General features: G+C 32.6%; 23 protein-coding genes and 1 pseudogene. 8 read left to right on the top strand and 16 right to left on the bottom strand.

Annotation, left to right across the window (positions count from 1 at the left end):
* Nucleotides 1–9 precede the first annotated feature (9 nt).
* Genes A9D35_RS01585 through A9D35_RS01575 form a run of 3 tightly spaced genes read left to right on the top strand, consistent with a single transcriptional unit; the run spans nucleotide 10 to nucleotide 2,145 of the window.
* The gene (locus A9D35_RS01585) at nucleotides 10–336 is read left to right on the top strand and encodes a translation initiation factor (protein WP_066218093.1); all 327 of its coding nucleotides are present in this window, start codon (nucleotides 10–12) and stop codon (nucleotides 334–336) included.
* Nucleotides 337–338: 2 nt separating this feature from the next.
* A complete protein-coding gene (locus A9D35_RS01580; RefSeq protein ID WP_066218090.1) occupies nucleotides 339–1,280 on the top strand; it encodes a DUF1835 domain-containing protein in 942 nt (313 codons plus the stop codon).
* Nucleotides 1,270–2,145, top strand: coding sequence for a nucleoside phosphorylase (locus tag A9D35_RS01575; protein WP_066218087.1), 876 nt, complete (start codon nucleotides 1,270–1,272; stop codon nucleotides 2,143–2,145). The genes A9D35_RS01580 and A9D35_RS01575 overlap by 11 nt, the downstream gene beginning before the upstream one ends.
* A gap of 316 nt (nucleotides 2,146–2,461) precedes the next feature.
* Here the strand turns inward: A9D35_RS01575 and ung are convergent, their stop codons facing one another.
* The gene (ung, locus tag A9D35_RS01570; RefSeq protein ID WP_066218084.1) at nucleotides 2,462–3,127 is read right to left on the bottom strand and encodes a uracil-DNA glycosylase; all 666 of its coding nucleotides are present in this window, start codon (nucleotides 3,125–3,127) and stop codon (nucleotides 2,462–2,464) included.
* Nucleotides 3,128–3,204: 77 nt separating this feature from the next.
* Between ung and A9D35_RS01565 the strand changes: the two genes are divergently transcribed.
* The 5 genes from A9D35_RS01565 to A9D35_RS01545 all read left to right on the top strand — a co-directional run bounded on the left by A9D35_RS01565 (nucleotide 3,205) and on the right by A9D35_RS01545 (nucleotide 8,958).
* The gene (locus A9D35_RS01565; RefSeq protein WP_066218082.1) at nucleotides 3,205–4,701 is read left to right on the top strand and encodes a YfcC family protein; all 1,497 of its coding nucleotides are present in this window, start codon (nucleotides 3,205–3,207) and stop codon (nucleotides 4,699–4,701) included.
* Between the two features lie 59 nt (nucleotides 4,702–4,760).
* Nucleotides 4,761–6,926, top strand: a complete 2,166-nt coding sequence (locus A9D35_RS01560; protein ID WP_066218079.1) for an endonuclease MutS2 — start codon at nucleotides 4,761–4,763, stop codon at nucleotides 6,924–6,926.
* Nucleotides 6,927–7,016: 90 nt separating this feature from the next.
* Nucleotides 7,017–7,757 carry a DUF3575 domain-containing protein gene (locus A9D35_RS01555; RefSeq protein WP_066218077.1) on the top strand — a complete coding sequence of 247 codons (741 nt, stop codon included), beginning with the start codon at nucleotides 7,017–7,019 and terminating at the stop codon, nucleotides 7,755–7,757.
* Nucleotides 7,758–8,174, top strand: a complete 417-nt coding sequence (locus A9D35_RS01550; protein ID WP_066218075.1) for a thiol-disulfide oxidoreductase DCC family protein — start codon at nucleotides 7,758–7,760, stop codon at nucleotides 8,172–8,174.
* 94 nt (nucleotides 8,175–8,268) lie between these two features.
* Entirely contained in the window at nucleotides 8,269–8,958 is a 690-nt protein-coding gene (locus A9D35_RS01545) for a hypothetical protein (RefSeq protein WP_066218073.1), read from the top strand.
* Nucleotides 8,959–9,038: 80 nt separating this feature from the next.
* Here A9D35_RS01545 and hisIE read toward each other — a convergent pair whose 3' ends face one another.
* The 15 genes and pseudogenes from hisIE to A9D35_RS18635 form a co-directional block, all read right to left on the bottom strand.
* The gene (gene hisIE / locus A9D35_RS01540) at nucleotides 9,039–9,638 is read right to left on the bottom strand and encodes a bifunctional phosphoribosyl-AMP cyclohydrolase/phosphoribosyl-ATP diphosphatase HisIE (RefSeq protein ID WP_066218072.1); all 600 of its coding nucleotides are present in this window, start codon (nucleotides 9,636–9,638) and stop codon (nucleotides 9,039–9,041) included.
* Nucleotides 9,639–9,663: 25 nt separating this feature from the next.
* Nucleotides 9,664–10,419, bottom strand: a complete 756-nt coding sequence (gene hisF, locus A9D35_RS01535) for an imidazole glycerol phosphate synthase subunit HisF (RefSeq protein ID WP_066218070.1) — start codon at nucleotides 10,417–10,419, stop codon at nucleotides 9,664–9,666.
* A 6-nt stretch (nucleotides 10,420–10,425) separates the two neighbouring features.
* Nucleotides 10,426–11,154 carry a 1-(5-phosphoribosyl)-5-[(5-phosphoribosylamino)methylideneamino]imidazole-4-carboxamide isomerase gene (gene hisA / locus A9D35_RS01530; protein ID WP_066218067.1) on the bottom strand — a complete coding sequence of 243 codons (729 nt, stop codon included), beginning with the start codon at nucleotides 11,152–11,154 and terminating at the stop codon, nucleotides 10,426–10,428.
* Between the two features lie 19 nt (nucleotides 11,155–11,173).
* Nucleotides 11,174–11,761 carry an imidazole glycerol phosphate synthase subunit HisH gene (gene hisH, locus A9D35_RS01525; RefSeq protein WP_066225686.1) on the bottom strand — a complete coding sequence of 196 codons (588 nt, stop codon included), beginning with the start codon at nucleotides 11,759–11,761 and terminating at the stop codon, nucleotides 11,174–11,176.
* A 136-nt stretch (nucleotides 11,762–11,897) separates the two neighbouring features.
* Nucleotides 11,898–13,034, bottom strand: a complete 1,137-nt coding sequence (gene hisB, locus A9D35_RS01520; protein ID WP_066218066.1) for a bifunctional histidinol-phosphatase/imidazoleglycerol-phosphate dehydratase HisB — start codon at nucleotides 13,032–13,034, stop codon at nucleotides 11,898–11,900.
* The gene (hisC, locus tag A9D35_RS01515; protein ID WP_066218063.1) at nucleotides 13,031–14,071 is read right to left on the bottom strand and encodes a histidinol-phosphate transaminase; all 1,041 of its coding nucleotides are present in this window, start codon (nucleotides 14,069–14,071) and stop codon (nucleotides 13,031–13,033) included. The genes hisB and hisC overlap by 4 nt, the downstream gene beginning before the upstream one ends.
* Nucleotides 14,071–15,360 carry a histidinol dehydrogenase gene (gene hisD / locus A9D35_RS01510; RefSeq protein WP_066218061.1) on the bottom strand — a complete coding sequence of 430 codons (1,290 nt, stop codon included), beginning with the start codon at nucleotides 15,358–15,360 and terminating at the stop codon, nucleotides 14,071–14,073. The genes hisC and hisD overlap by 1 nt, the downstream gene beginning before the upstream one ends.
* Nucleotides 15,361–15,374: 14 nt before the next feature.
* Nucleotides 15,375–16,232: an ATP phosphoribosyltransferase gene (gene hisG, locus A9D35_RS01505; RefSeq protein WP_066218059.1), complete on the bottom strand. Its 858-nt coding sequence runs from the start codon at nucleotides 16,230–16,232 to the stop codon at nucleotides 15,375–15,377.
* A 245-nt stretch (nucleotides 16,233–16,477) separates the two neighbouring features.
* The gene (locus tag A9D35_RS01500) at nucleotides 16,478–17,293 is read right to left on the bottom strand and encodes a prohibitin family protein (RefSeq protein WP_066218055.1); all 816 of its coding nucleotides are present in this window, start codon (nucleotides 17,291–17,293) and stop codon (nucleotides 16,478–16,480) included.
* 10 nt (nucleotides 17,294–17,303) lie between these two features.
* A complete protein-coding gene (locus tag A9D35_RS01495) occupies nucleotides 17,304–19,331 on the bottom strand; it encodes a hypothetical protein (RefSeq protein ID WP_066218053.1) in 2,028 nt (675 codons plus the stop codon).
* 3 nt (nucleotides 19,332–19,334) lie between these two features.
* Nucleotides 19,335–20,081, bottom strand: coding sequence for a 3-oxoacyl-[acyl-carrier-protein] reductase (fabG, locus tag A9D35_RS01490; RefSeq protein ID WP_066218050.1), 747 nt, complete (start codon nucleotides 20,079–20,081; stop codon nucleotides 19,335–19,337).
* A 112-nt stretch (nucleotides 20,082–20,193) separates the two neighbouring features.
* Nucleotides 20,194–23,165 (bottom strand): annotated as a pseudogene (locus tag A9D35_RS01485) (M16 family metallopeptidase).
* Between the two features lie 325 nt (nucleotides 23,166–23,490).
* Complete coding sequence (locus tag A9D35_RS01480; RefSeq protein WP_066218049.1) at nucleotides 23,491–24,039, bottom strand: hypothetical protein; 549 nt, start codon at nucleotides 24,037–24,039, stop codon at nucleotides 23,491–23,493.
* Entirely contained in the window at nucleotides 24,036–24,713 is a 678-nt protein-coding gene (locus A9D35_RS01475) for a carboxypeptidase-like regulatory domain-containing protein (protein ID WP_083191578.1), read from the bottom strand. The genes A9D35_RS01480 and A9D35_RS01475 overlap by 4 nt, the downstream gene beginning before the upstream one ends.
* A 17-nt stretch (nucleotides 24,714–24,730) precedes the next feature.
* The gene (locus tag A9D35_RS18635) at nucleotides 24,731–24,871 is read right to left on the bottom strand and encodes a hypothetical protein (RefSeq protein WP_159427031.1); all 141 of its coding nucleotides are present in this window, start codon (nucleotides 24,869–24,871) and stop codon (nucleotides 24,731–24,733) included.
* Nucleotides 24,872–24,912: the final 41 nt, after the last annotated feature.

The raw sequence follows: 24,912 nt of genomic DNA, 5'->3' as shown, positions 1-24,912 counted from the left end.
ATCCTTGCTATGGATTTAAAAGATCAACTAAAAAATTTGTTTCCAGATCATGAAGAACAACCAGAGGAAACTGTAAATTCAGATTCTACATTATGGCTTCAAGACGAACCTATTCTTTGTAAATACGAAAAACGAAAAGGAAAACCTATTACCATTTTAGAGGGATATACGGGTGCGATTGAAGATTTTAAACAACTTGCTAAAGATTTAAAAAAAGAGCTTAGTGTGGGTGGAAGTTTTAAGGATGATAAAATAATTATACAAGGCGACTATCGCGATAAAATTATGACCATATTAAAAAACAAAGGGTTTAATGTTAAACGTGTAGGCGGATAATTATGGGGATACAAACACTACACATTACAAACGGAAGTTCGCTTACTAATTACTTAGACGAGCTACAAATGGAAGGCACCATCTTAACTTGGCATGAAATGCTTTGTGAAGGCCCTACAATAGAACATATAAACTCCGATGAATTTATAGAAGTAAGACAAAAATTTTTGCAAGACTTTTATCAAATCGAAGCCGATATTGTTAAGATAAAACACGACGTTGCTATATTAGATAACATCGATAAGTTTACCGAAATTATACTCTGGTTTGAATATGATTTATTTTGCCATATTAACCTAATAGCCGTAATTAATTTATTACTTCAAAAGAAAATAAAACTTCCTATATATCTTGTTTGTAGTGGTAGAATTCATGGTATAAACGAACTTAAAGCCCTTTCAGAATTAAGCTCAACCCAGCTTACAGATCACTACGAATCTCGCGTGAGATTAACAAAAGAGGATTTAGAATTATCGCGAACTTTGTGGCAATTATACAATGGTAAAGATCATAATTTAATAAAACCATATATTGTACAAAACTCCTCTTTCGAGTATTTAAGCAATTGTTTAAAAGCACATTTACAACGCTTTCCTAATTCTAAAAATGGTTTAAACGAGTTAGAATTAAATATTCTAAAAATTATTAATTGTAGCGAAATACATTCTAAAAATCATTTATTAGGATATGGTTTAAATTATCAAGGATTTTATGGATATGGCGATTTGCAATTTGAACGTCTTATAAACCGATTAAGTATTTTTTACACCGAATCTGAACATAGTTTAACCTTAAATGAAGCCGGACTTAAAGCTTTAAATTTTGAAGCTAATTTTGAAGAGGATTTAGTAGATGACATGGTTTTTGGAGGCGTAAAAAAGAACGCTTTTAATTTTAGCACAAAAGAAAATAAGTTAGTAAAATCTACCAAATATGGCGATTAAAGATTCTGAATTAATTTTAAATCCAGATGGTAGTATTTATCATCTCAATTTAAAACCCGAACATATTGCCCAGACTATTATTTTAGTTGGCGATCAAGATCGAGTAACCAAAATAACTAAGCATTTCGATACGATAGAATACTCCATACAAAAAAGAGAATTCAAAACAGAAACTGGTGTATATAAGGGTAAACGACTTAGTGTTATTTCTACAGGTATTGGTTGCGATAACATCGATATAGTATTAAACGAATTAGACGCCTTAGCGAACATTAATTTTGAAACTCGAACCCTAAAAACAGAAATTACTACTTTAAATATTATTCGCGTAGGAACATCGGGATCTCTTCAAAAAGAAGTACCAGTTGATTCTTTTGCTTTAAGTGCTGCAGGATTAGATTTCTCGGGCATGCTTCACTTTTACAATATTGAAAATTTTAGAAACAAACCTTTTGAAGAGGCATTTGTAACCCATACTCAATGGAATGCTAATAAATCGTATCCGGTTTTAATGCCTAATAGCAAATTGTTAGAGGATGTATTTACTTCAGAAGAAACTAAATCTGGAGTTACCGCAACAGCAAGTGGATTTTACGGTCCGCAAGGGCGCATTCTTAGATTGAATACAGAGGATCCTGCGTTAAATGATAAAATACATACTTTCAATTTTAAAAACACAAAAGTCATTAATTACGAGATGGAAACTGCTGCAATTTATGGCCTTTCTGCACTTTTAGGTCATCGTGCCCTATCTTTAAATGCTATTATCGCCAATCGCGCAACCGGCCAATTCAGTAAAGACCCAGGATTATTAGTAGAACGATTAATTCGTTATACCTTAACTCGTATTTTAAAATTAAATTAAAATATTATACAATATTTCGCAATATTTTACGTTGTAAGATAAAAAATCAATTAAAAACAGCAACCTAAACACATAATCTCTCAATTTTCACCTATAGAATAGAGTAGATTTATTTGTATAATAATTAACTTATTGTTAAGTTTATAAATACTTATAACCAACTAACTAACCGATTAGAATAACATGCTATTTACAATTTCGTTAATATTAGCGTCTCTTGTTGTGCTAAATATCTTTTTACTGATATTTAGTTGTAATAGTACTACTGAATCTAAACATCTAGATATTCAAAAAGTAGAAAAAATGGAAAAGGAAACTACCATTCAACCACAGGACGTTTATTTTGCGCCAACAGGAAGTTAGTTGCACTAAAATTTTTATTTCCAAACCAATAACCTCTATTGGCACTTAAGGGTGAAGGATGCCCTGATGTTAATATGTGATGTTTATTCGCATCTATCAATTTTGATTTTTTCTTGGCAAATCCGCCCCATAATAAAAAAACCACACCCTCTTTTTCCGAATTTATAAGTGAAATGACATGGTCGGTAAAAGTTTCCCATCCTTTTTTTTGATGACTTCCCGCCATATGTTCTCGAACCGTTAAAGTGGCATTTAATAATAAAACCCCTTGTTTTGCCCAACGTTCTAAATTACCACTTACAGGATATGTGGTTCCTAAATCACTTTCTATTTCTTTAAAAATATTTTTTAATGAAGGTGGATGCGGAATACCATCGGCAACCGAAAAACATAGTCCATTAGCTTGCCCCTCCCCATGATAAGGATCCTGACCTAAAATAACAACCTTAACATCTTGGAAAGCACAAGAATTAAACGCATTAAAAATGTCTGATTTTGGCGGATAACAAACTCCTGTTTCATATTCTTCTTCAACAAAATGCCACAACGATTTAAAATACGGTTTATTAAATTCGGGTTCCAACAAGGGTAACCAACTTTTGTCAATCATTTTCAACATAATTTCTTTGCTTAAAAGTTCAAATTTAAAAATAGTATTATCTTTCCGCTAACTATAATGTATAAAAAATGACTTTTATGAAAGCCATTAAATTCCCAACTGCCTTAACCGTTTTATTAATTATTGCAGCCATAGTTGCTGTAATGACTTGGATAATTCCTGCAGGAAAATATGAACGTTTAACGTATAATAAAGATTCCAATACATTTACACAAGTAAAAAAATCTGAAACTCTAAACTTAGCAGCTACACAAAAGACTTTAGACGATTTCAATATAAAAATTCCTATAGAAAAATTCAAAAATGGAGATATCTGGAAACCCATAGGAATTCCGGATACGTACTATACTGTAGCGTCTAAACCGCAAGGTATTATGGCCTTTATTCAATCGCCTATTCGAGGAATAATGGAAGCAATAGATGTTATTCTTTTTGTATTGATTATTGGTGGATTTATTGGAATTATGAATTTTAGTGGTGCTTTTGAAGCCGGCATATCATCACTCGCCAAAACCTTATATGGTCGAGAATACATATTAATTATAGTGATAACGTTTTTAATTGCTATTGGCGGTACAACTTTTGGTTTGGCCGAAGAAACAATCGCCTTCTACCCTATTTTAATTCCCGTATTTCTTGCTGCCAAATACGATGCTATGGTAGCGTTAGCATGTATTTATATCGGTTCTTGTATTGGTACATTGGCCTCTACAGTAAATCCGTTTTGTACCATTATTGCTTCAGATGCTGCTGGAATAAATTGGACTACAGGACTAACAACACGACTCATTGTTTTCTTTTTAGGACTTCTTATTTGCTTAGTTTACATTATCCGCTATGCACAAAAAGTAAAAAACGATCCGTCAAAATCTATAATTTTCGACCAAAAGGAAGCTATAGAACAGCAATTTCCGTTAAAAAAATCAGATATAGCAACCACTTTAACGGCTAAATACAAACTCATTTTAACCTTGTTTACATTATGTTTTGTAGTTATGATTTATGGTGTATCGCAACTAGATTGGTGGTTTTTAGAAATGACAACCGTATTTCTTGTAGGTTCCATTTTAATTGGCTGTATTGCGCGAATTAAGGAAGCAACATTTGTAGACACTTTTATTAAAGGTGCTAACGATTTACTAGGTGTAGCTTTTATAATTGGTATAGCACGAGGTGTTACCGTTTTAATGGAAGACGGATTAATTAGCGACTCCTTATTATTTTACGCCAGCACATTAACCGATGGCATGAATAAAGGCATTTTTATAAATGCCATGCTTTATATTTATAGCGCCTTGTCCTTTTTTATTCCATCGTCTTCAGGAATGGCCGTTTTAACCATGCCTATTATGGCACCATTAGCCGATGGGGTTGGTATTGGTCGCGATCTTATCGTAAATGCCTATCAATTTGGAATGGGAATTTTTGCGTTTATAAATCCTACCGGCTTAATTTTAGCCTCCTTAGCTATTGTTAAAATAGGCTTCGATAAATGGATTCGGTTTGTAATGCCTTTGGTTGGAATTTTGCTTATTTTCCTAATGATTGTATTAACAATTTCGGTCTATATTTAACCGGTTTAACCTATTTATTTCCTTAAATTTGCTTCTTTTAAAAAGTTTCAACATTTAGGATGATAAACATTCATAAAAAGACCTTACAAGATTTAGAATTTCAGACCGTATTAGAACAAGTTAGTGAATATTGCATAACGGCATTAGGACACCAAGCGGCGTTAGAAATTCTACCATTTAAAACGCAGGAAGACGTATTATACGAACTTCAATTAACACATGAATATGTGTCTTCTTTCGATAACGATAACCGAATTCCAAATCACGGGTTCGACGATATTTCTAAAGAAATTAAATTACTAAAAATTGAAAACTCCTATTTAGAAGTTCACAGTTTAAAAAAGATTGTCTCTATTTCGCAAACAACAAATGAGATTATTGTTTTCCTGAAAAAATTCCAAGAATATTATCCTAATTTATATGAAAGTGCTTCGCATATAGAAGTTACAAAAGCCCTTATCGAAAACATTAACGCCATTGTAGATCGATTTGGAGATATTAAAAACAGTGCTTCGCCTTTACTTTCTGAATTAAGGCAGTCTATGAACAAGTTAAAAGGGCAAATAAATCAAAGTTTTACGACCGCTTTAAACATGTATCAGGGCTTAGAATATTTAGACGATATTCGGGAATCAGTTATAGAAAACAAGCGTGTTTTGGCTGTAAAAGCAATGTATAGACGTAAAGTTAAAGGCTCTATAATGGGAAGCAGTAAAACGGGTAGTATTGTGTTTATTGAGCCAGAAGCCACTTTAAAATATACCAGAGAACTACACAACTTACAATACGAGGAGAAAGAAGAAATCACAAGAATTTTAAAAGATTTAACCAATTTTATTCGCCCGTTTATTGAATTATTACACGATTATCAGAACTTTTTAATTCGATTAGATGTTATTGCTGCTAAATCGCAGTATGCAAAATCTTTGAATGCTATTCTTCCCGAAATTACCGAGGAACGCAGCATGTTTTTACGAGATGCTTACCACCCATTATTGTATTTAACAAACTCTAAAAAAGGAAAAGCAACCTATCCGCAAACTATAACTTTAAATGAAGACAATAGGATTATTGTTATTTCTGGGCCTAACGCAGGAGGAAAAAGTATTACCTTAAAAACGGTAGGTTTATTGCAAGTAATGTTACAAAGTGGGATGTTAATACCGGTTCACGAACGCAGTAAAACCTATATTTTTCAACGAGTTTTAAGTGATATTGGCGATAATCAATCTATCGAAAACCATCTAAGCACCTATAGTTACCGCTTAAAACAAATGAATTATTTTTTAAAAAAGTGTAATAGTAGAACACTATTTTTAATTGATGAATTTGGAACCGGTTCCGACCCCGAATTAGGTGGTGCTTTGGCAGAAACCTTTTTAGAAGAATTTTACGAACGGGAAGCCTTCGGAATCATTACAACGCACTACTCTAATTTAAAAATTCTAGCAAACGAATTGCCGTATATGCAAAATGCAAACATGCAATTCAATAATAAAACCTTAGAACCTATTTTTAAATTGGTATTAGGACAAGCAGGAAGCTCATTTACGTTTGAAGTTGCACAAAAAAATGGAATTCCTTATAGTTTAATAAACAAGGCAAAAAAGAAGATTGAAGGTAGCAAAGTACGTTTTGATGCCACAATTGCTAAACTTCAAAAGGAACGAAATAAGCTCGAAAAAACCGAGCGTTCTTTAAAAGTAAATGAACAGAAAAAACTTTCGGAAGCTGAAAAATTAGAAGAAATAAACACTAAAATTCAGAAAAAACTAGAAAGCTATCAAGAACTATACGATAGCAATCAACGACTCATTTATTTAGGACAAAAGCTAAATGATATTTCGGAAAAATATTTTGAAAACAAGCGTAAAAAGGACATGTTAGACGAGCTTTTTAAAGTCGTTCAAATTGAAAACTCGAAGCGCAAACGTATTTCTGCTAAACAGAAAAAGGTAAAAAAAGCCAAAGAAGAAAAGGTTGTTAAAGAAGCCGAAAAGAAGGTTGAAATTATTCGTCAAAAAAAGAAAGAAGCCAAACAAAAAGAAGTACTAGCACCAAAGCCAAAAGTAGCATTAAAAGTTGGAGATCGCGTTAGATTGATAGATGGTAAGGCCGTTGGAAGTATTGACAGTATTGAAAAAAACAAGGCTAATGTTAATTATGGTATTTTTACAACCAATGTTAACCTAGATCAATTAGAGCTAGTAGAACGGGTAAAATAAAACTTTAACACCTCTAAATTAGAAACACAGGCCTAATTTTAATTTATAACCCTTGATTTTTTGTAAATTAATGTTCTAAATCTTTTAACTATGAAACACTTTTATATCATTATAATAATCTGTCTTTACTCTCAATTTGGATATAGCCAAAATTCAAATTCTAATTTTGGTACAGACCAAACGAATTTTAAGAATGAGCTTTCTTTAGAAACTTTACAGCTAATTAATGGCTTGTATCAAATCACCTATGAACGATATATCTGGAATAACTTTACCGCCTCTTTAGGTTTCGGATATAAAGGTAAAGAAGGGCTTTTTAGAATCTCTGAACTTGACGGAAGAAACATTCAAACCGGTGAAATTTTCTATACAGGGTATCAAATTATTCCTGAAGTTCGATATTATTTAAGAAAAACAACCGATAGAACTTTAAGTGGATTTTACTTTGGAGCCTATTTAAAATATTCAAATTATAATAGCGATTTAAATGGTCACTATACAAGTTCAGATAATACACATTACGATTTAGCTTTCGAAATGGGTGTTGATATTACTTCAATTGGATTTATGGTGGGATATAAATTACCACTTTCTAAACATTTTAATATCGATTTTTTAATTGCTGGTCCGGGAACTGGACATTATAATTTTAGATTTAAAAACTCCCAAGACTTACCTGATGAATTTTACGACGATTTAAACAATCTGCTTGAAGATTACAGCATCTTAGATTTGATAAATTCTGATTTTAGATTTTCGAAAATAGATAATAGTTCTAAATTTTCAGCCTTGTCATTTCGATACGGAATTGCTATAGGTTATACATTTTAAATGAAAAACATCGGTGTAAACACAAATCTCGTCTTATTTGATGGCATATGTAATTTATGCGATTCATCTGTGCAATTTGTTATAAAACACGATAAAAACAATCATTTTTCCTTTACCACGTTGCAAGGAGAAACGGGGAAATCTATTATTGAAAAATTTAAAATAAACCCAAGCGACACCGATTCTATTTTACTATTAACACCTAACAACAAGCTGTATACAAAATCATCTGCGGCATTAAGAATAGCATCGAAATTAAATTTTCCTATTAATTTAATGGCTGTATTTTTAATCGTACCTAAGCCTTTAAGAGATGTTGTTTACGATTATATTGCTAAAAACAGATATAAATGGTACGGAAAAAAGACGGCTTGTATGATACCGACAAAAGCACTGAAATCTAGGTTTATTGAATAAAAACAGAACTAAATTAAGTTTTTTCTTTTAAATCAACTTTTAACCATATACATTTGAATCTAATATTAAAATTAATTCATTAATACCATATCTTATGAAAACATCAAATTTTTCAATTTTAATTCTTGTAATGGCTTTTATAGTAAGTAGCTGTTCAGGTGTAAAAGTTGTAGACTCTTGGACTGGAGACAATGTAAGTACTATTAAAAATAAAAATATTCTTGTAATTGCCAGAACTGCAAACAATCAAGCAAGAATTGCTTTCGAACAAGAAATTTCTGCTCAACTACGTGCAAAAGGCTTAAAAGCTACCGAAAGTTTTAAAGAATTACCACATATAGATCCAGATCGTAAGTTAAGTGAAGAGGAAACTAAAAATCTTGCTGCTACTATAAAAAGAGAAGGTTATAATGCTGTTGTTTTAAGTGTTATTAAAGATTACCAAGAATCTACACAAACCACTACAGATGGTGGTTATTATGCTGGTGGTACTTACGGTGGTTATGGCTGGGGCGGACTTTATCCTGGTTACTACGGTGGTTTCGGAGGATACTACAGTCACCCAATTGGTTATGTAGGTACAGGTGTTTATACACCTATGACATCGTCTACAAGAATTGTAAAAGATTATGTTTTAGAAACAGTAACTTACAATTTAGACGAGCCAGATGGGAAACAACTTATTGCTGTGGTAACAACAAAAATAGAAGACCCTCAAAGCATGAGCAAAAATGCTAAAGAGTATTCTGAAAAGATAATGAAGGCATTAGAAAAGAAGAAATAATCCTTTTTTCTTTAATATAAAAAAGCGGTTTCAAAACTAAATTTGAAACCGCTTTTTTTATGCTTTAATTTGAGAGTACTTTATTTTTCTCTTCCTTTTAAAATATCCACAACATCCTTAATAGTAAAGCCTTTCGCTTGTAGTAACATTAAATAATGAAACAGCAAATCGGCACTTTCATTTAAAAACAAGTTGTCGTCGTTGTCTTTAGCTTCAATCACAACTTCTACGGCCTCCTCACCTACTTTTTGAGCCACTTTGTTAATGCCCTTTGCAAATAATGAAGACACATAAGATTCCTTTGGCCCGTAGTTTAAACGTCTGTCTTCTATAACACCTTCTAATTTCGAAATAAAACCATAAGAAGCCTCATTAGCTTCTCCCCAACACGTATCTGTTCCTTTATGGCATGTTGGCCCGTTAGGATTTACAGAAACCAATAAGGTGTCGTTATCGCAATCTACTTTTATATCGACTAAGTGCAACACATTCCCACTTTCTTCACCTTTGGTCCAAAGTCTATTTTTTGTTCTACTAAAAAAGGTTACTAATTTGGTTGCTTTGGTTTTTTCTAAGGCTTCGGCATTCATATACCCTAGCATCAACACATTTTTTGTTGTTGCATCTTGGATAATTGCTGGTACTAATCCGTCGTTATTTTTATTAAAATCTATGGTCATTACTCGTATTTTGAAACGTAAAATTTTACAATCTTACTGCTATATTATTATTCTTTAATTCTTCTTTTAATTCTGAAATAGGAATTTCTCCAAAGTGAAATACGCTAGCCGCAAGTGCAGCATCAGCTTTTCCTACTTTAAAAGTATCTACAAAATGTTGCATGGTTCCGGCGCCTCCTGAAGCGATAATTGGAATATTTAACAGATCTGACAATTTCGCTAAAGCCTCATTTGCGAATCCATTTTTAGTACCATCGTGGTTCATAGAAGTGAATAAAATTTCACCTGCACCCAATTCTTCAACTTGCTTCGCCCATTCAAATAAATCGATATCTGTAGGAATACTACCTCCTGCTAAATGCACTTTCCACTGGCCGTCTACTTGCTTGGCATCAATCGCCACAACAACACACTGACTCCCAAATTTATCGGCCAATTCTTTAACTAATTCTGGTCGTTTTACTGCAGATGAATTTACAGAAATTTTATCTGCCCCGCATTGTAATAAAGCATCAACATGTTCTATTGAAGAGATACCTCCACCAACAGTAAATGGTATATTAACTTGCTCTGCAACATGTAAAACCATGTCTAGCGTGGTTCCTCTTCCTTCTAACGTGGCCGAAATATCTAAAAACACCAACTCGTCTGCTCCTTTTAATGCATATTGCTTGGCCAATTCTACAGGATCTCCCGCATCGATTAAATCGACAAAATTTACCCCTTTTACGGTTCTTCCGTTTTTAATATCCAAACATGGAATTATTCGTTTTGTAAGCATATTACCTTATTGAGAGTTTACAACCAGTCTTTCTAAATCTTTTAAACTGATTTTATTTTCGTAAATCGCTTTTCCTATAATCACCCCTTCACAACCCAATGCTTTTAGTTTAGGAAGCTCGTCCATACAAGAAATTCCACCAGAAGCAATTAATTTTATATTAGGATTTTCTGTGATTATCTTTTTGTATAAATCTAATGAAGGGCCTTCAAGCATCCCGTCTTTAGAAATATCTGTGCAAATAACATACTGTATCCCTTTGCTCATATACCCTTTGATAAACGGAGCCACTTCTAAACTACTTTCTTCCAACCAGCCACTAATAGCTACTTTTTCGTTTTTAGCATCTGCTCCTAAAATAATTTTCTGACTCCCGTATTTTTGAATCCAGCTCTCGAACATGACTCTATTTTTAACAGCGATACTCCCACCAGTTATTTGTTTGGCTCCCGAATTAAAGGCCACATACAAATCTTCGTTAGTTTTTAATCCGCCACCAAAATCTATTTTTAAGTTGGTTTTAGAGGTTAACTGCTCTAAAACCTTATAATTTATAATAGTTCCTGCTTTTGCGCCATCTAAATCGACTAAATGTAAATATTCTACACCTGCATCTTCAAAACTTTTAGCGACTTCTAAGGGATTTTCGTTGTAAATTTTCTTGGTATCGTAATCGCCCTTGGTTAATCGGACGCATTTTCCATCTATAATATCTATGGCTGGTATAATTCTCATTGGTTAGGTATTGATCAATTTATGATTTTAGATTTAAAAAATTCTCAAGTAGTTTTGCGCCCGCCACACTACTTTTTTCAGGATGAAATTGAACCCCATAAAAATTATTGTGCTGTAATGCTGATGCATAATTGCCATTATAATTTGTTAAAGCAATAGCTTCTTTACAATTTTCGGCATAATAACTATGTACTAAGTACATAAACGATGCTTCGGGAATGCCTTCAAATAAATCTGATTTTAAATCTGTTATGGTATTCCATCCCATTTGTGGCACTTTAACCGTATTCGGGAAACGTTTTACGTCCACTTGAAAAATACCCAAACCTTCGGTATTCCCTTCCTCTGTGGTTTTACACAACAATTGCATACCTAAACAAATGCCTAAAACAGGTTGTGTTAAGGTAGGAATTAATTTGTCTAATTTCGTATTCTTTAGCATTTTTAAAGCTGAACTTGCTTCGCCTACTCCTGGAAAAATTACGCGATCGGCTTGTTTAATAACTTCTGGATCGTTAGACAAAATCGCATCGTATCCTAAACGTTTAAAGGCAAATTGTATGCTTTTTATATTTCCGGCGCCATAATCTATGATTACGACCTTAATGCCATTCGCGGTCTTAGAAGACGAACTCGTAGGTGTATCCTTTAACTTTTCTTTATTTAAACTCATATTCTTTTTGCTTTTCACTCTCTACAAATACAAGAGAGACTCTTCTTTTTAGGAAGATTAAGATGGGCGTTTACAACATACCTTTTGTTGAAGGTAAAATCATTTTTTCTACATCGCGTTTTACGGCCATTTTAATCGCTTTAGCAAAAGCTTTAAAAATAGCTTCAATTTTATGATGTTCGTTGGTCCCTTCTGCTTTGATGTTTAAATTACATTTGGCCCCGTCTGTAAACGATTTAAAAAAGTGATAAAACATTTCTGTTGGCATTTTTCCAACCATTTCACGTTTAAAATCAGCTTCCCAAACTAACCAGTTTCTACCGCCAAAATCAATGCCTGCCGAAGCTAAACAATCGTCCATAGGTAAGTAAAACCCGTAGCGCTCTATTCCTAATTTGTTTCCTAAAACGGTATTAAATAATTCACCCAGAGCAATGGCTGTATCTTCAATAGTGTGGTGTTCATCGACGTCTAAATCGCCATCCACTTTTATATTTAAATCTAACTGTCCGTGACGCGCAATTTGATCTAACATATGGTCGAAAAATGCAATTCCCGTTTCAATATTACTTTTACCCGTTCCATCTAAATTTAAATCGATTTTAATTTTAGTTTCATTGGTATTACGCTCGATGCTTCCCGTACGATCTTCAACTTTTAAATGTTTATAGATTTCTTCCCAATCATTAGATTCTAATGCAATAAAGCTATTTAAAGCATCACGTTTTACAGTAATTTCATCGGTACCAAGATTAGTATTATCATTAATAAAAATACCTTTAGCACCTAAGTTTTTAGCAAGCTCTATATCTGTTAATCGGTCACCAATTACATAAGAATTCGCTAAATCATAGTCTTCAGAAAAATATTTTGTTAGCAAGCCCGTATTTGGTTTACGCGTTGGCGCATTGTCTTTCGCGAAGGTTCTATCTATAAATTGTTCTTTAAATTCTACACCTTCATTTTTAAAAGCTTCAAGAATAAAATTATGAACTGGCCAAAAAGTATCTTCAGGAAAAGCTTCGGTTCCTAAACCATCTTGGTTGGTAATCATTACGATTTCGTAATCGAGTTCTTTGGCAATTTTACTTAAATATTGAAAAACTTTCGGATAAAATTCTAATTTGTCGAAACCATCAATTTGCTCGTCTGCTGGCTCTTTAATTATCGTTCCATCACGATCTATAAATAATACTTTTTGTTTCATTGTAACTTGGTAAGTGCGGTTATTAGTGTTATATTTTCGGAAGGGGTTCCTACGGTTAAACGTAAACAGTTTTCGCATAACGGTTGGGTGGTACGGTTTCTTACCACAACACCTTCTTTTATTAATTGATTATAGCGCTTGGTCGCATCGTCTAGCTTAACGAGAACGAAATTGGTGTCTGACGGATATATTTTATTTATATATGAAATAGATTTTAACTCCGACATTAATTTGCTGCGTTCTATTAAAATAGAATCGATTTCATCGCTTACCAATTCGGTTTGCTTTAATAATTCTACAGCTTTATTCTGAGTTAATACGTTGATGTTATAGGGTGGCTTTATAGTATTTAAAACCGAAATAATCGCTTCTGAAGCATAACAAATTCCCAATCGAATTCCGGCCATACCATACGCTTTAGATAAAGTTTGTGTAATGATTAAATTTGGAAATTCTTCTAAACGACCTAACCAACTGTCTTGATTTGAAAAATCGATATAAGCTTCATCGATTACTACAATGCCTTCAAATTTCTTTAATAAAGTCTCCACTTCATTATCGTTAAAACTATTTCCCGACGGATTGTTTGGAGAACATAAAAACAAAATTTTACTATTGGCATCTGCAACATCTAAAATCTGATCCACTTGAGGCTGAAAAGTTTCTGTAAGTAAAACCTTCTTAATGGCCACAGCATTTAAATTCGCCAATACTTCGTACATGCCGTAAGTTGGTGGTAAAATAATGATGTTATCCTGATTAGGTTCGCAAAATGCACGTACGATTAAATCGAGCACTTCATCGCTTCCGTTACCTAATAAAATATGATTTTTACGAACGCCTTTTAAACTGGACAATACATCCTTAACCTCATTTTGTTGTGGGTCTGGATAGCGATTTATTCCATTGTTAAACGGATTTTCATTAGCATCTAAAAACACCATATCGCTGGTATCTTCTTGAAATTCGTCGCGTGCAGACGAATATGCTTTTAATGCTTTTATTGAAGGTCTTAATAAGTCTTGAACGTTCGCCATTAGTTCTTATTTAAATCGTTTAAACGAAGCGTTACAGCATTTTTGTGTGCTTCTAAACCTTCGGCAGCCGCCATTTGCTCAATTACATTACCAATACCTAACAAGCCTTTTTCTGATATTTTCTGAAACGTAATACTCTTTAAAAAACTATCTAAATTTACGCCAGAATACGCTTTACAAAATCCGTTAGTTGGTAACGTGTGGTTAGTACCAGAAGCATAATCGCCAGCACTTTCTGGAGTATAATTTCCAATAAATACCGAACCGGCGTTTCTAATACCGTTTACAAATAAATCTTCATTTTTAGAACAAATAATAAAGTGTTCTGGGGCATATTCATTAATTAAATCTAGCGCAATGTCATCGCTTTCTACATAAATTAATTTAGAATTAGCAATCGCTTTTTTAGCGATGGTTTGTCTAGGTAAGGCTTCTATTTGAGCATCGATGGCTTTTAAAACAGCATCAATCAATACTTTTGACGTAGACACTAAAATCACCTGACTATCTGCACCGTGTTCGGCTTGACTCAACAAATCGGAAGCTACAAATTCAGCGTTAGCAGAGTCGTCTGCCATCACCAACAATTCACTTGGTCCGGCGGGCATATCGATAGCCACGCCATATTTTGTAGCCAATTGCTTTGCAACAGTGACAAATTGATTTCCTGGTCCGAAAATTTTATACACTTGCGGAATACTTTCTGTACCAAAAGTTAAACCGGCAATGGCTTGAATTCCGCCTACTTTTATAATTTTAGAAACACCGCATAAATCGGCAGCGAATAAAATTTCGTTAGCTATTTTTCCTGTTGTACTTGGTGGAGAACATAAGACAATCTCTTTACATCCTGCAATTTTAGCCGGAACCGCTAACATTAAAACGGTTGAAAATAAAGGCGCTGTTCCTCCTGGAATGTATAAACCTATTTTATCTATGGCGCGTTTTTCTTGCCAGCACGAAACGCCAGCCATGGTTTCTACTTCAACTTTATCGGTTTTTTGGGCACCGTGAAAACGCTCTATATTTTTATATGCTGTTTGAATAGCTACTTTTAAGTCGTCTGAAACTTGCGATTTTGCATATGCAATTTCCTCTTCGGTAACCACATTCTCTTCTAAGGATACACCATCAAAAAGCGATGTGTATTTAGCCACTGCTTCATCCCCATTGCGTTTTACGTCATCAAAAATTTGAGTAACCGTTTTCTCAATATCATTCACGGTTTTCGTAGGACGCTTTAATAATTCTGACCAATCTGATCTATCTGGATTTTCAATAATTTTCATCGTACTGTCTTTAATTATAAAACCATATTATCGATTGGGCAAACTAATATACCTTCGGCACCTTGAGCTTTTAAAGCATCTATAATTTCCCAAAATTTATTTTTATTAATTACGGTATGAACCGAGCTCCAACCTTCTTGTGCTAAAGGTAATACTGTTGGACTTTTCATACCGGGTAAAATGGCAATAATTTCTTTTAATTTTTCGTTTGGCGCATTTAAGAGCACATATTTAGATTGTCTGCCTTTTAAAACGGAATCAATTCTAAATTTTATTTTATTTAAAAGTTCTAAATTTTCTTCTGAAATTAATGGTGAAGACGCCAACACAGCTTCAGATTTCAACAATACTTCCGCTTCTTTTAAACCATTTTTAAATAAGGTACTTCCGCTAGAAACAATATCTACAATGGCATCTGCTAAACCTATATTTGGAGCAATTTCTACCGAGCCGTTAATAATGTGAAGTTGTGCATTAACATTGTTTTTATCTAAAAATAATTGCACGGTATTTGGATACGAGGTGGCTATACGCTTACCTTCTAAATCTTGTATACTATTATATTTTACAGCTTTTGGCACTGCAATAGAAACTTTACAAGACGAAAACCCTAACTTTTGAACAATTTGAATATCGCCTCCTTTTTCTATTAAAACATTTTCTCCAATAATCGCGGCATCTACAACGCCATCTTTTAAATATTGAGGGATATCGCCGTTGCGTAAATAAAACACTTCGATTGGAAAATTCTTAGCAGAAGCTTTTAATTGATCTCTTCCATTGTCTATAGAAATTCCTATGTCTTTAAGGATTTCCATAGATTCGTCGTAAAGTCGACCTGATTTTTGAACTGCAATTTTTAGTTTACTCATTTTATTGATTAATATGGTTTGAGTAAATCATGGGTAGATAAAATAAAACCCCATTTGATCTACTCAAACGGGGTTTAAAAATATATTTTGAATTTATTCAATACATCCTTAACTCGCCTGAGTGCAAGTATGAAAATGATGATGATGAATTTGAATAAATGTCATGTTTTGTTTTTTTGTTCTCAGCAAATATTCAAAAAATAAAAAGACTTATGCAAGCTTTTATTTTAATATTTGTTAAAAATTTATTGATTCCCAAGTATAATAGGTAATCCGCTATCTCCAGAACCAATTACAATCACTTTAGAGTTTGGAGATTCCGATAATTTTACTGTTGCTTCTATCCCTTTATCTTGTAAAATTTTATCATTTAAAGACTCACTTAAAATTCTATTCGCATCGGCTTTACCTTGTGCTTCAATAATTTGTTTTTGGGCTTCTTTAGTTGCTGTAACTAATCTAAATTCGTATTCTAAAGATTCTTGCTCTTGCTTTAATTTACGCTCAATAGCATCTTTAATTGTTGCAGGTAAAGTAACGTCGCGCACTAAAATTTCGTTTAATTGAATGTATTGGTCATCTACAATACTTTTAGTTTCTTCAAAAATTTCTTGCTGAATCGCATCACGCTTACTTGAGTACAATTGCTCAGGTGTATAACGTCCTACAACACTTCTGGCAGCAGAACGAATGGCAGGAAGTAAAATACGTTCCTTGTACATTTCACTTTTTTCTTGATGTAATTTTCCTAAGTTTTCAAACTGTGGTTGAAACCATGCAGAAGCCTCTAATTTAATATCCAATCCGTTAGAAGATAACACATTCATTTTTTCGTAAAGCTCTTGTTGTCTCACTTCGTAAACAAACACTTTATTCCAAGGAGCTACAATATGAAACCCTTCACCAAGTGGTGGTTCGTCTGTAACAACCCCGCCACCAAAAGTCTTATAAAGCACACCGGCTTCACCCGAATTGATGGTTATAGCAGATTTAGAAACAATAATTATTAAAGCTATAATAGCGATTATAAAAGGCAATGCAATTTTAGGTAATTTATCCATTATTTATTTATTAAGTTAATCCGTTATACTTTCTCAATAACCATTCCAAAGATAGGCAGAAAACTATCAATCCAAGCACATATTTCCAATCTATTAACCCTTTGGTAGTCTTGGTGCTTTTTTGAATGGTAGCAAATGATTTGTCCGAAATTAATGCTTCAAAAATTGGCTCATAATCATCTATCAAATAAGACGTTCCATTTGTTTTTGCAGCCAATGTATTTATCTTATCTATATTGGCATTTAAAAATTGTTGCTCCACATTATATTCCAAAATAGTAAAGCTTCCTGATTTCGAAATATTTTCTCCGAGTGCCTGTACTGTAAAATCGTAACTTGAGGCTGGTAAATGACTTAAATCGACTTGATAATTGTTGTTTTTTAAAACTAAAGGCACTTCTGTAACTACTCCAGTTTCCTTATTTTTTAAACTGATTTGCAGTGTTTCTCGAGCGTCAAATTCGTAGTTTTTATTAAAAAATTGGGCCTTAATAAGCACCGAATTTACACCTTCGTAAAAGGATTCGAAATCGACTACCAATCGGGTTTTTCGTTTTGTAGAGGCTAGATATTGCACGAGCTTCCCAATAAAATTATCGAAGGTGTTAAAAGACTTTTCATTTAAAAAACTTTGAGCACGCCATTGCCATATATTTTCTCCCAAAAGCAGCGCTTCTCGCCTTCCGTTTGTTTCGAAAGTAGCCAATAGTGGTTGCTTTGTAGTTAGGCTTCCAAGCTTTTTATACAGCAAGGTTTCATAAGGGCCAAAAAAAGTGATTTCTCCAAAAGTAGATTGTAATGGTGGAAAGGATTCAAAATTTAAATCATCGACTATAAATGTTGAAAAATTAGAATTAAACTCACCTTGATACATTTCGGTTTGCGTCGTAATATCGTGTTCATAAACTTTAGATTGTTCGTTTAGAAAAAACCAATCTGTTTTAGGACCAGAAACAATAAAAGTATTGCGGTTTTCGGAATGTATTACATCAAATAAAAACTTAAACTGATTATTTGGTTGATATAAGATAATCAAATGAAAATCATTTAGTTTTGATTTTATTTCATTAGGTTTTAAAATAGATACCTCGCGTTGCTCATTACTTTCGATACTCTTTTTAAAAGCGCCTAAATCTGGATGATAAAAACTTGAAACAATCGCTATTTTCATCTTTTCATCGATCACTTCAACAGCAAAATTTTTCGTGTTATTAACCGTATTTTTTTCTGAATTTAGAGGTGTTAAATGTGCTTTATAGGTAGATAAACCCACATGGTTTGCAGATAAATTAATCTGAATAACTTCGGAATTATGAGCGGCATTAAAGGTTATATTTTTGGTATATACCATTTGTTTCCCTGAAGTTATCGTAAATGTGGTATTTACGGTTTTCTTTCCGTTATAAACAACTATGGTTTCTACTGGAAATTTATTTTTTAAATAGGCATACTTATTTACATTAAGTTGCCTAATACTTAAGTCGGAATAACTCGTGGTGTCTCCTAAAATAATAGGATATACTGGCTGCTTATAAGGTGTAAACTCATAATCATTACCAAAAGTCTGATTTCCATCTGTAATTAAAACGGTTGGTGCGATGGCGTCTTTATAAATATCCTGTAACCCGTCTAGAGCTGCAGAAATATCGGTTTGTTTTTCTGAAAAGGTAATTGTATCTGAGCTATTTAAAGCCGCACCAAAATTATAAAATTCAATGTCGAATTTATTGTTTAGTTCGGTATTAGATTTAAAAGCTTTAATAGCGCTTAAAGCTTTTTCATTTTGCTCTAATTGCACTATAGAATTGGAATTATCTATAGCCACTAAAAGTTTAGGCTTTTCTGTAGTTAAATGTAATTGTTCAAACTTCGGGTTAATTAATAGAAGTAGTACAGAAAAAAGTATTACAAACCTTAAAAAAGCGAAAAGCATGTACAATTTAGACATGCTTTTCACTTTATATTTATACTGAAATAAAGCTAATAAAAGCGCTATAATTCCAGCTAGAATAATATATAATACGGTTTGTGTATGCATATATTATGTTAACATTCCGCCATCTACATTTAGCGTTTGTCCTGTAACATACGCACTCATATCGCTTGCTAAAAACACACAAACATTGGCAACATCACTTGGTGTACCTCCACGTTTTAACGGAATACCATCGCGCCATCCTTTTACTGTGTTTTCGTCTAATTTTGCAGTCATTTCAGTCTCTATAAAACCTGGAGCAACAACGTTGCTTCTAATGTTTCTAGAACCTAATTCTAAAGCAACAGATTTTGAAAATCCGATAATACCTGCTTTAGAAGCAGCATAATTTGTTTGACCAGCATTACCCTTAACCCCAACTACAGAACTCATATTAATAATAGAGCCTTTACGTTGTTTAAGCATGGTTCGTTGTACAGCTTTGGTCATATTAAAAACCGATTTTAAATTCACTTCTATAACCGAATCAAAATCTTCTTCACTAATACGCATTAATAAATTATCTTTAGTTATTCCTGCGTTATTTACTAATATATCGATACTACCAAATTCTTTTACTACATCGTCTGCTAGAGTTTGAGCTTCACTAAAATTGGCAGCATTACTTTGGTATCCTTTAGCTTTTATTCCTAAGCCTTGTAATTCTGCTTCTAGAGCGTTTGCAGCTTCTACAGACGAACTATAAGTAAATGCTACATTTGCACCATGTTGTGCAAAAACTTGAGCAATTCCTTTACCAATTCCACGGCTTGCACCTGTAATAATTGCTGTTTTTCCTTGTAATAATTTCATGTGTAATTAAATAAAATTTTGAACATCAAAGATAGTAATTCCAAATCTGACGATATAAAAAAACCTCACATATTTGTGAGGTTTTAGTGATATACTATAGAAATTAAGCGAATTACATCTTAACTTGGTCTGTTGTATCATAATTAAATAAATAATCGATATCCATTTCTTGAATTTCTCCTAGTTTGCTTAAAGCTTTAAAATCGATATCTTTTTTATTTCCCACAACCATAATATTATAGTTTTCGCCTTTAATATTTTCGTTAAAGAAATCACGTAAATCACTCATCGTCATATTTTTGATGGTATTATACATCGCTTCACGATTATCGTTATCGATACCTAATTTCTTTAAACGTTCGTAGCTCCAAAAGATATTAGATTTAGTAATGCGTTGTGCAGCTATTTTCTTTAAAGCTGCATCTTTAGCCGCTTCAAATTGTCTTTCTGCTTCTGGCATATCGCTCATTAAACTCATCATGGCATTTACAGCTTGCTCCATTTTATTTGCTTGGGTACCAATATAAGCAGTAATGTAATTAGACTCGTCTTTTCTTGCTGGAGTGTCGTATTTAGAATAGGCCGAATACGCCAAAGATTTAGATTCCCTAATTTCCTGAAATACAATAGAAGATAAGCCACTACCAAAATAAGCGTTAAATAAACTTGCTGCCGCAAGGTTTTCCGGATCGAATGGTTTTCCTTTTGCTAAAAACACCATTTCAGATTGCACCATATCGTAGTCTACAAAATACACATGCCCCCTGTTTCCTTTTCAATATAGGTTGTTTCTTCTGGGTAATCTTTTAATTGATCTATTAATTTGTGATCTTTATTTAGAGCAGCAACGGCTTGATCTACATCTTTTCCGTAGTAAAAAATACGCTGCTTATAATCTTTTAAATCTTTAATAATATCTACCAACTCCTGAGGGTCTTGAGCTTTTAATTCTGATGCTTTAATGATATTTCGCATACGAGAATTCTCGCCATACTGTCCGTAACTAACTAAACCTCTCCATAAAATATTCCCTTTTTGAGTTTTACCATCTTGTCTAGATTTTAAAATTTGATCGACATATTTAGCATAAGCCTCTGGATTAGATTGTGCATGGCTCCATAAGTCTTCAAGTAATTCTAAACCCTTAGGTAGGTTTTCTTTTAAACCACTTAAACCTACGTAAGACACATCGCTTCCAGCACTTACATTATAATTTATACCTAATTTATAGAATTCCTTTTTAACGTCTTCGGCAGATAATGTCTCTGTACCCAAATACTCTAAGTACCCAACAGCTAAACTTAATTTTTTATCGTTATCGCTTCCCATGTCGAAAATGAAATTTAAATTAAAAAGATCGTTGGTTTCATTTTCTATATAAGATACTTTAATGCCATTATCTAAAGTGCGCTCTTTTATCGCTGCTTTATAATCTACATATTTTGGTTGTAAGGCTTCTGCTTCTACTGCACTGAAATCTTTAAAATATTGCGAACTTTTATCGCGGTTTAAATTTACAGGTGTTATGCCTGGGTTTTGTACTTTAACAATAGTACTATCTGTACCTTTTCGCTTATAAACCACAACGTAATTATCTTTATAAAAACGATTTGCAAAATCGACTAATTCTTGTTTAGAAATCTTTTTTAAATCGTCTATAAACTTCACTTTATCGGCCCAATTTTCATGATGAATAAAAGCATTATAATACGCTGAGGCTAAACCTGTACTGCTTTCGTACTGCTTAATTTGCTTTAACTTTAAATCGTTAATTACAGCATCGATCATCCACTCGTCAAAAGCTCCACTTTTTAATTTTTCAATTTCACCAAATAATAAATCTTTCACTTGGTCCAGGCTCTGCCCTTCTCTAGGTTTTCCAGAAAATTGCTGTAATCCATAATCGTTTAAAAACATTACAGAACTTCCTGCACCTTGCACTTCTTGTTTCTGATTAAGATTTAAATCTATTAACCCCGCTTTTCCGTTAGAAAAAATCATATCTGCAAGCGTTACATATTTTTCTTCTTCAGAATTAATGCCTTCACTTCTAAATGCTATGCTCACACTTTCTGATGTTGGACCAAATACCTCCTTTACAATTGGCGAAGTTATTGCGGTTTCTTTTGGCAATGTAGGATGTGTAACTTCTTTATTTTTTAATTTTCCAAAGGTGTCATTAACTTCCTTAATTGTTTTATCAAAATCGATATCTCCCACCAACACCATAGCCATATTATTAGGCACGTAATATTTATCGAAATAGTTATTAATATCTACTAATGACGGATTTTTTAAATGATCTGCAGTTCCAATAGTTTGTTGCTGACCGTATGGATGATTAGGAAATAAGCCATCCAACATAGCCGTATATACTTTTCTACCATCGTTATCTTGGCTTCTATTGAATTCTTCGAAAACGGCTTCCAATTCGGTATGAAATAATCGAAGCACTAATTTACTAAACCGCTCACTCTCTAAGTTTAACCATTTATTTAACTCGTTGGTTGGAATTTTGTTTTTATACACGGTTTCTTCAAACCAAGTATGTGCATTTGTGCCCGTGGCTCCCATTCCGCTAACCAACTTATCATATTCGTTGGCAACAGCATAATTTGAAGCTTCCAGCGACACTTCATCTATTTTCTTGTAAATTTCATCTTTTTTATCTGCATCTGTTTCTGCACGATGTGCTTCATATAAATCTGAAATTTCTTTAATATAGGCTTGTTCTTTTTCCCAATCTAAAGTTCCTATTTTATCGGTTCCTTTAAATAACATATGTTCTAAATAATGAGCCAATCCTGTAGAATTACTAGGATCGTAATTAGAACCCGCACGAACAGCAATATAAGTTTGAATTTTAGGTTCGTCGGTATTTTTACTTAAATACACTTGCAATCCGTTGTCTAAAGTGTATAATCGCAAACCTGTTGGATCGTTAGTTACCGTTTGATAACTAAAGCCGTTAGCATCTGACTTCTCTTCTGTTTTAACTTCAGCAACTTCTGCTTGTTCTTCTTTACAACTTGAATGTAACGTGGCTATTAAGCAAAACACGCCGAGCAATTTTAGTTTTTTCATAGGGATAAGTTTAGTGATTTAAAAATCTTTCAACAAAATAATAGCTACTACTAAATATAAAACTAGTATTATATAAATTTTAACAGTTTAACTTACAAAAATTTAAGAGCTCTTAGCTACAAAATGATTGATTTTTATCACAAAAAATATTCAACTTTCACAATTAAACCCATCCTAAATTATTTCGTATATTTAAATAGTTCGGGTTTCTGAAAAGCTTATAATCCCATAAAGGCATTTTTTATTACATTTAAAAATTATAGAATCTATATCTCCCATTTTTTAGCATGTTATCTATATGTCATTTACTTCTTTCTACTCATATTTAATTTGATTCTGGATTGATTATAAAAAGACTTTGTTTGTTAAATGAATCAATTACTAATTTATCTTCTGCAGATCTTTTAATTACTGAATTGTTTTCCCAAAATTCAGCATCATAGTGCTTCTTATTTATTTGAGAAATTAAATTATAATTATCTTTTACTTTTTTGGTAGTATTACTAGTGAATTTGTCATTAAGATTGTATGACGTTAAATTTGACTTTACCATTATTTTGGAACTTACATTGTCTTTATTGACTAAATCAAAATTAAGTACAACTTCAATATTATTAATTAATGAGTAATCACCTACACTATTCTGAAATGTTATGTCATAATGATATATAGCATTTAATAGCCGAAATTCTTTATTCTTAAAATTTAACCCGAGAAGACTTTTTATATATCCTTTCATTTTTATAAGGTTATAATTTTTTAGATTAAAATATAATTCGCCTTCAAAAATCGCTTTATCCAAAGTGTTTTTAGATTCGAATTGAATAACTGCTATATCCCCACTTTCATTTTCCTTTTTTATAATTTTTTTCAAAGTGCAATTATAATATTTTCATAATTCTGGTTGAGAGGAAAAATAACGTCATAAATTTCTTCTTGAAATATTGGAACAGTTGAAAAATAATAGAAATTTGTTATACTTGGAGTGGATTGTTTATCTTCCCTATCTTTCTGAGCAAATCTGCCTTGAATTAATTTCATTTGTTCAACTCTAATAGTAGAAATTTCCCCATGATAAAATACTTCAATAAATTCTGATGGCAAATTATTTGTAGTGGTCAATTGTCGATAAAATAAATCTGATTTATATTTAGAATTAGAGTTTTTAAATCCATTTACATACGATTTATTAATGATTTCATTTATATCCAACGAATTTAAATAAACTTCTGGGAGTTCTACAATACTGGGACTTAAATTAATCACAAAGGAAGTATCTACGCTTGTATTGTTAAAATTTAAATTTTTAAACTTATAAGAGATATGATTTAACCCTAGATTTTGTTCAGATTGTAAATTGGAAATAAAAAACTCACCATTTTCATTAGTAATTGTACCTGTATTCGTTCCAGAAATCTTAATTGAAACGTACGGTATCCGTTCTTTACTTATAGAATCCTGCACTATGCCTTTAATACTATTTTGGGAGTGTATTAAATTAAAGAACAGAAGTAAAAAACAAAAAAATTTGAATTTGATTATTTTCATTTCTATTAAATTATTGCTTAAAAATTAACCAAAACTTCTCCAGAAACAGTTCTTTCATTTTGATTTGAAGCAATCAAGGAGGTTCTCCATTCAGCTTTCATTTTAAGTCTCTCTTCCAACTCTACAATCTCAAATTCTTTCATAATTTTATTTACCATAATATTGGTTTTTAGTTCATTGTAAAATAGCATAAATTTTT

The sequence above is a fragment of the Formosa haliotis genome (assembly GCF_001685485.1).
GTDB classification, from domain to species: Bacteria; Bacteroidota; Bacteroidia; order Flavobacteriales; family Flavobacteriaceae; genus Formosa; species Formosa haliotis.
The sequence above is the reverse complement of the archived record's forward strand: the minus strand, read 5'-3'. Positions and strand labels throughout refer to the sequence as shown.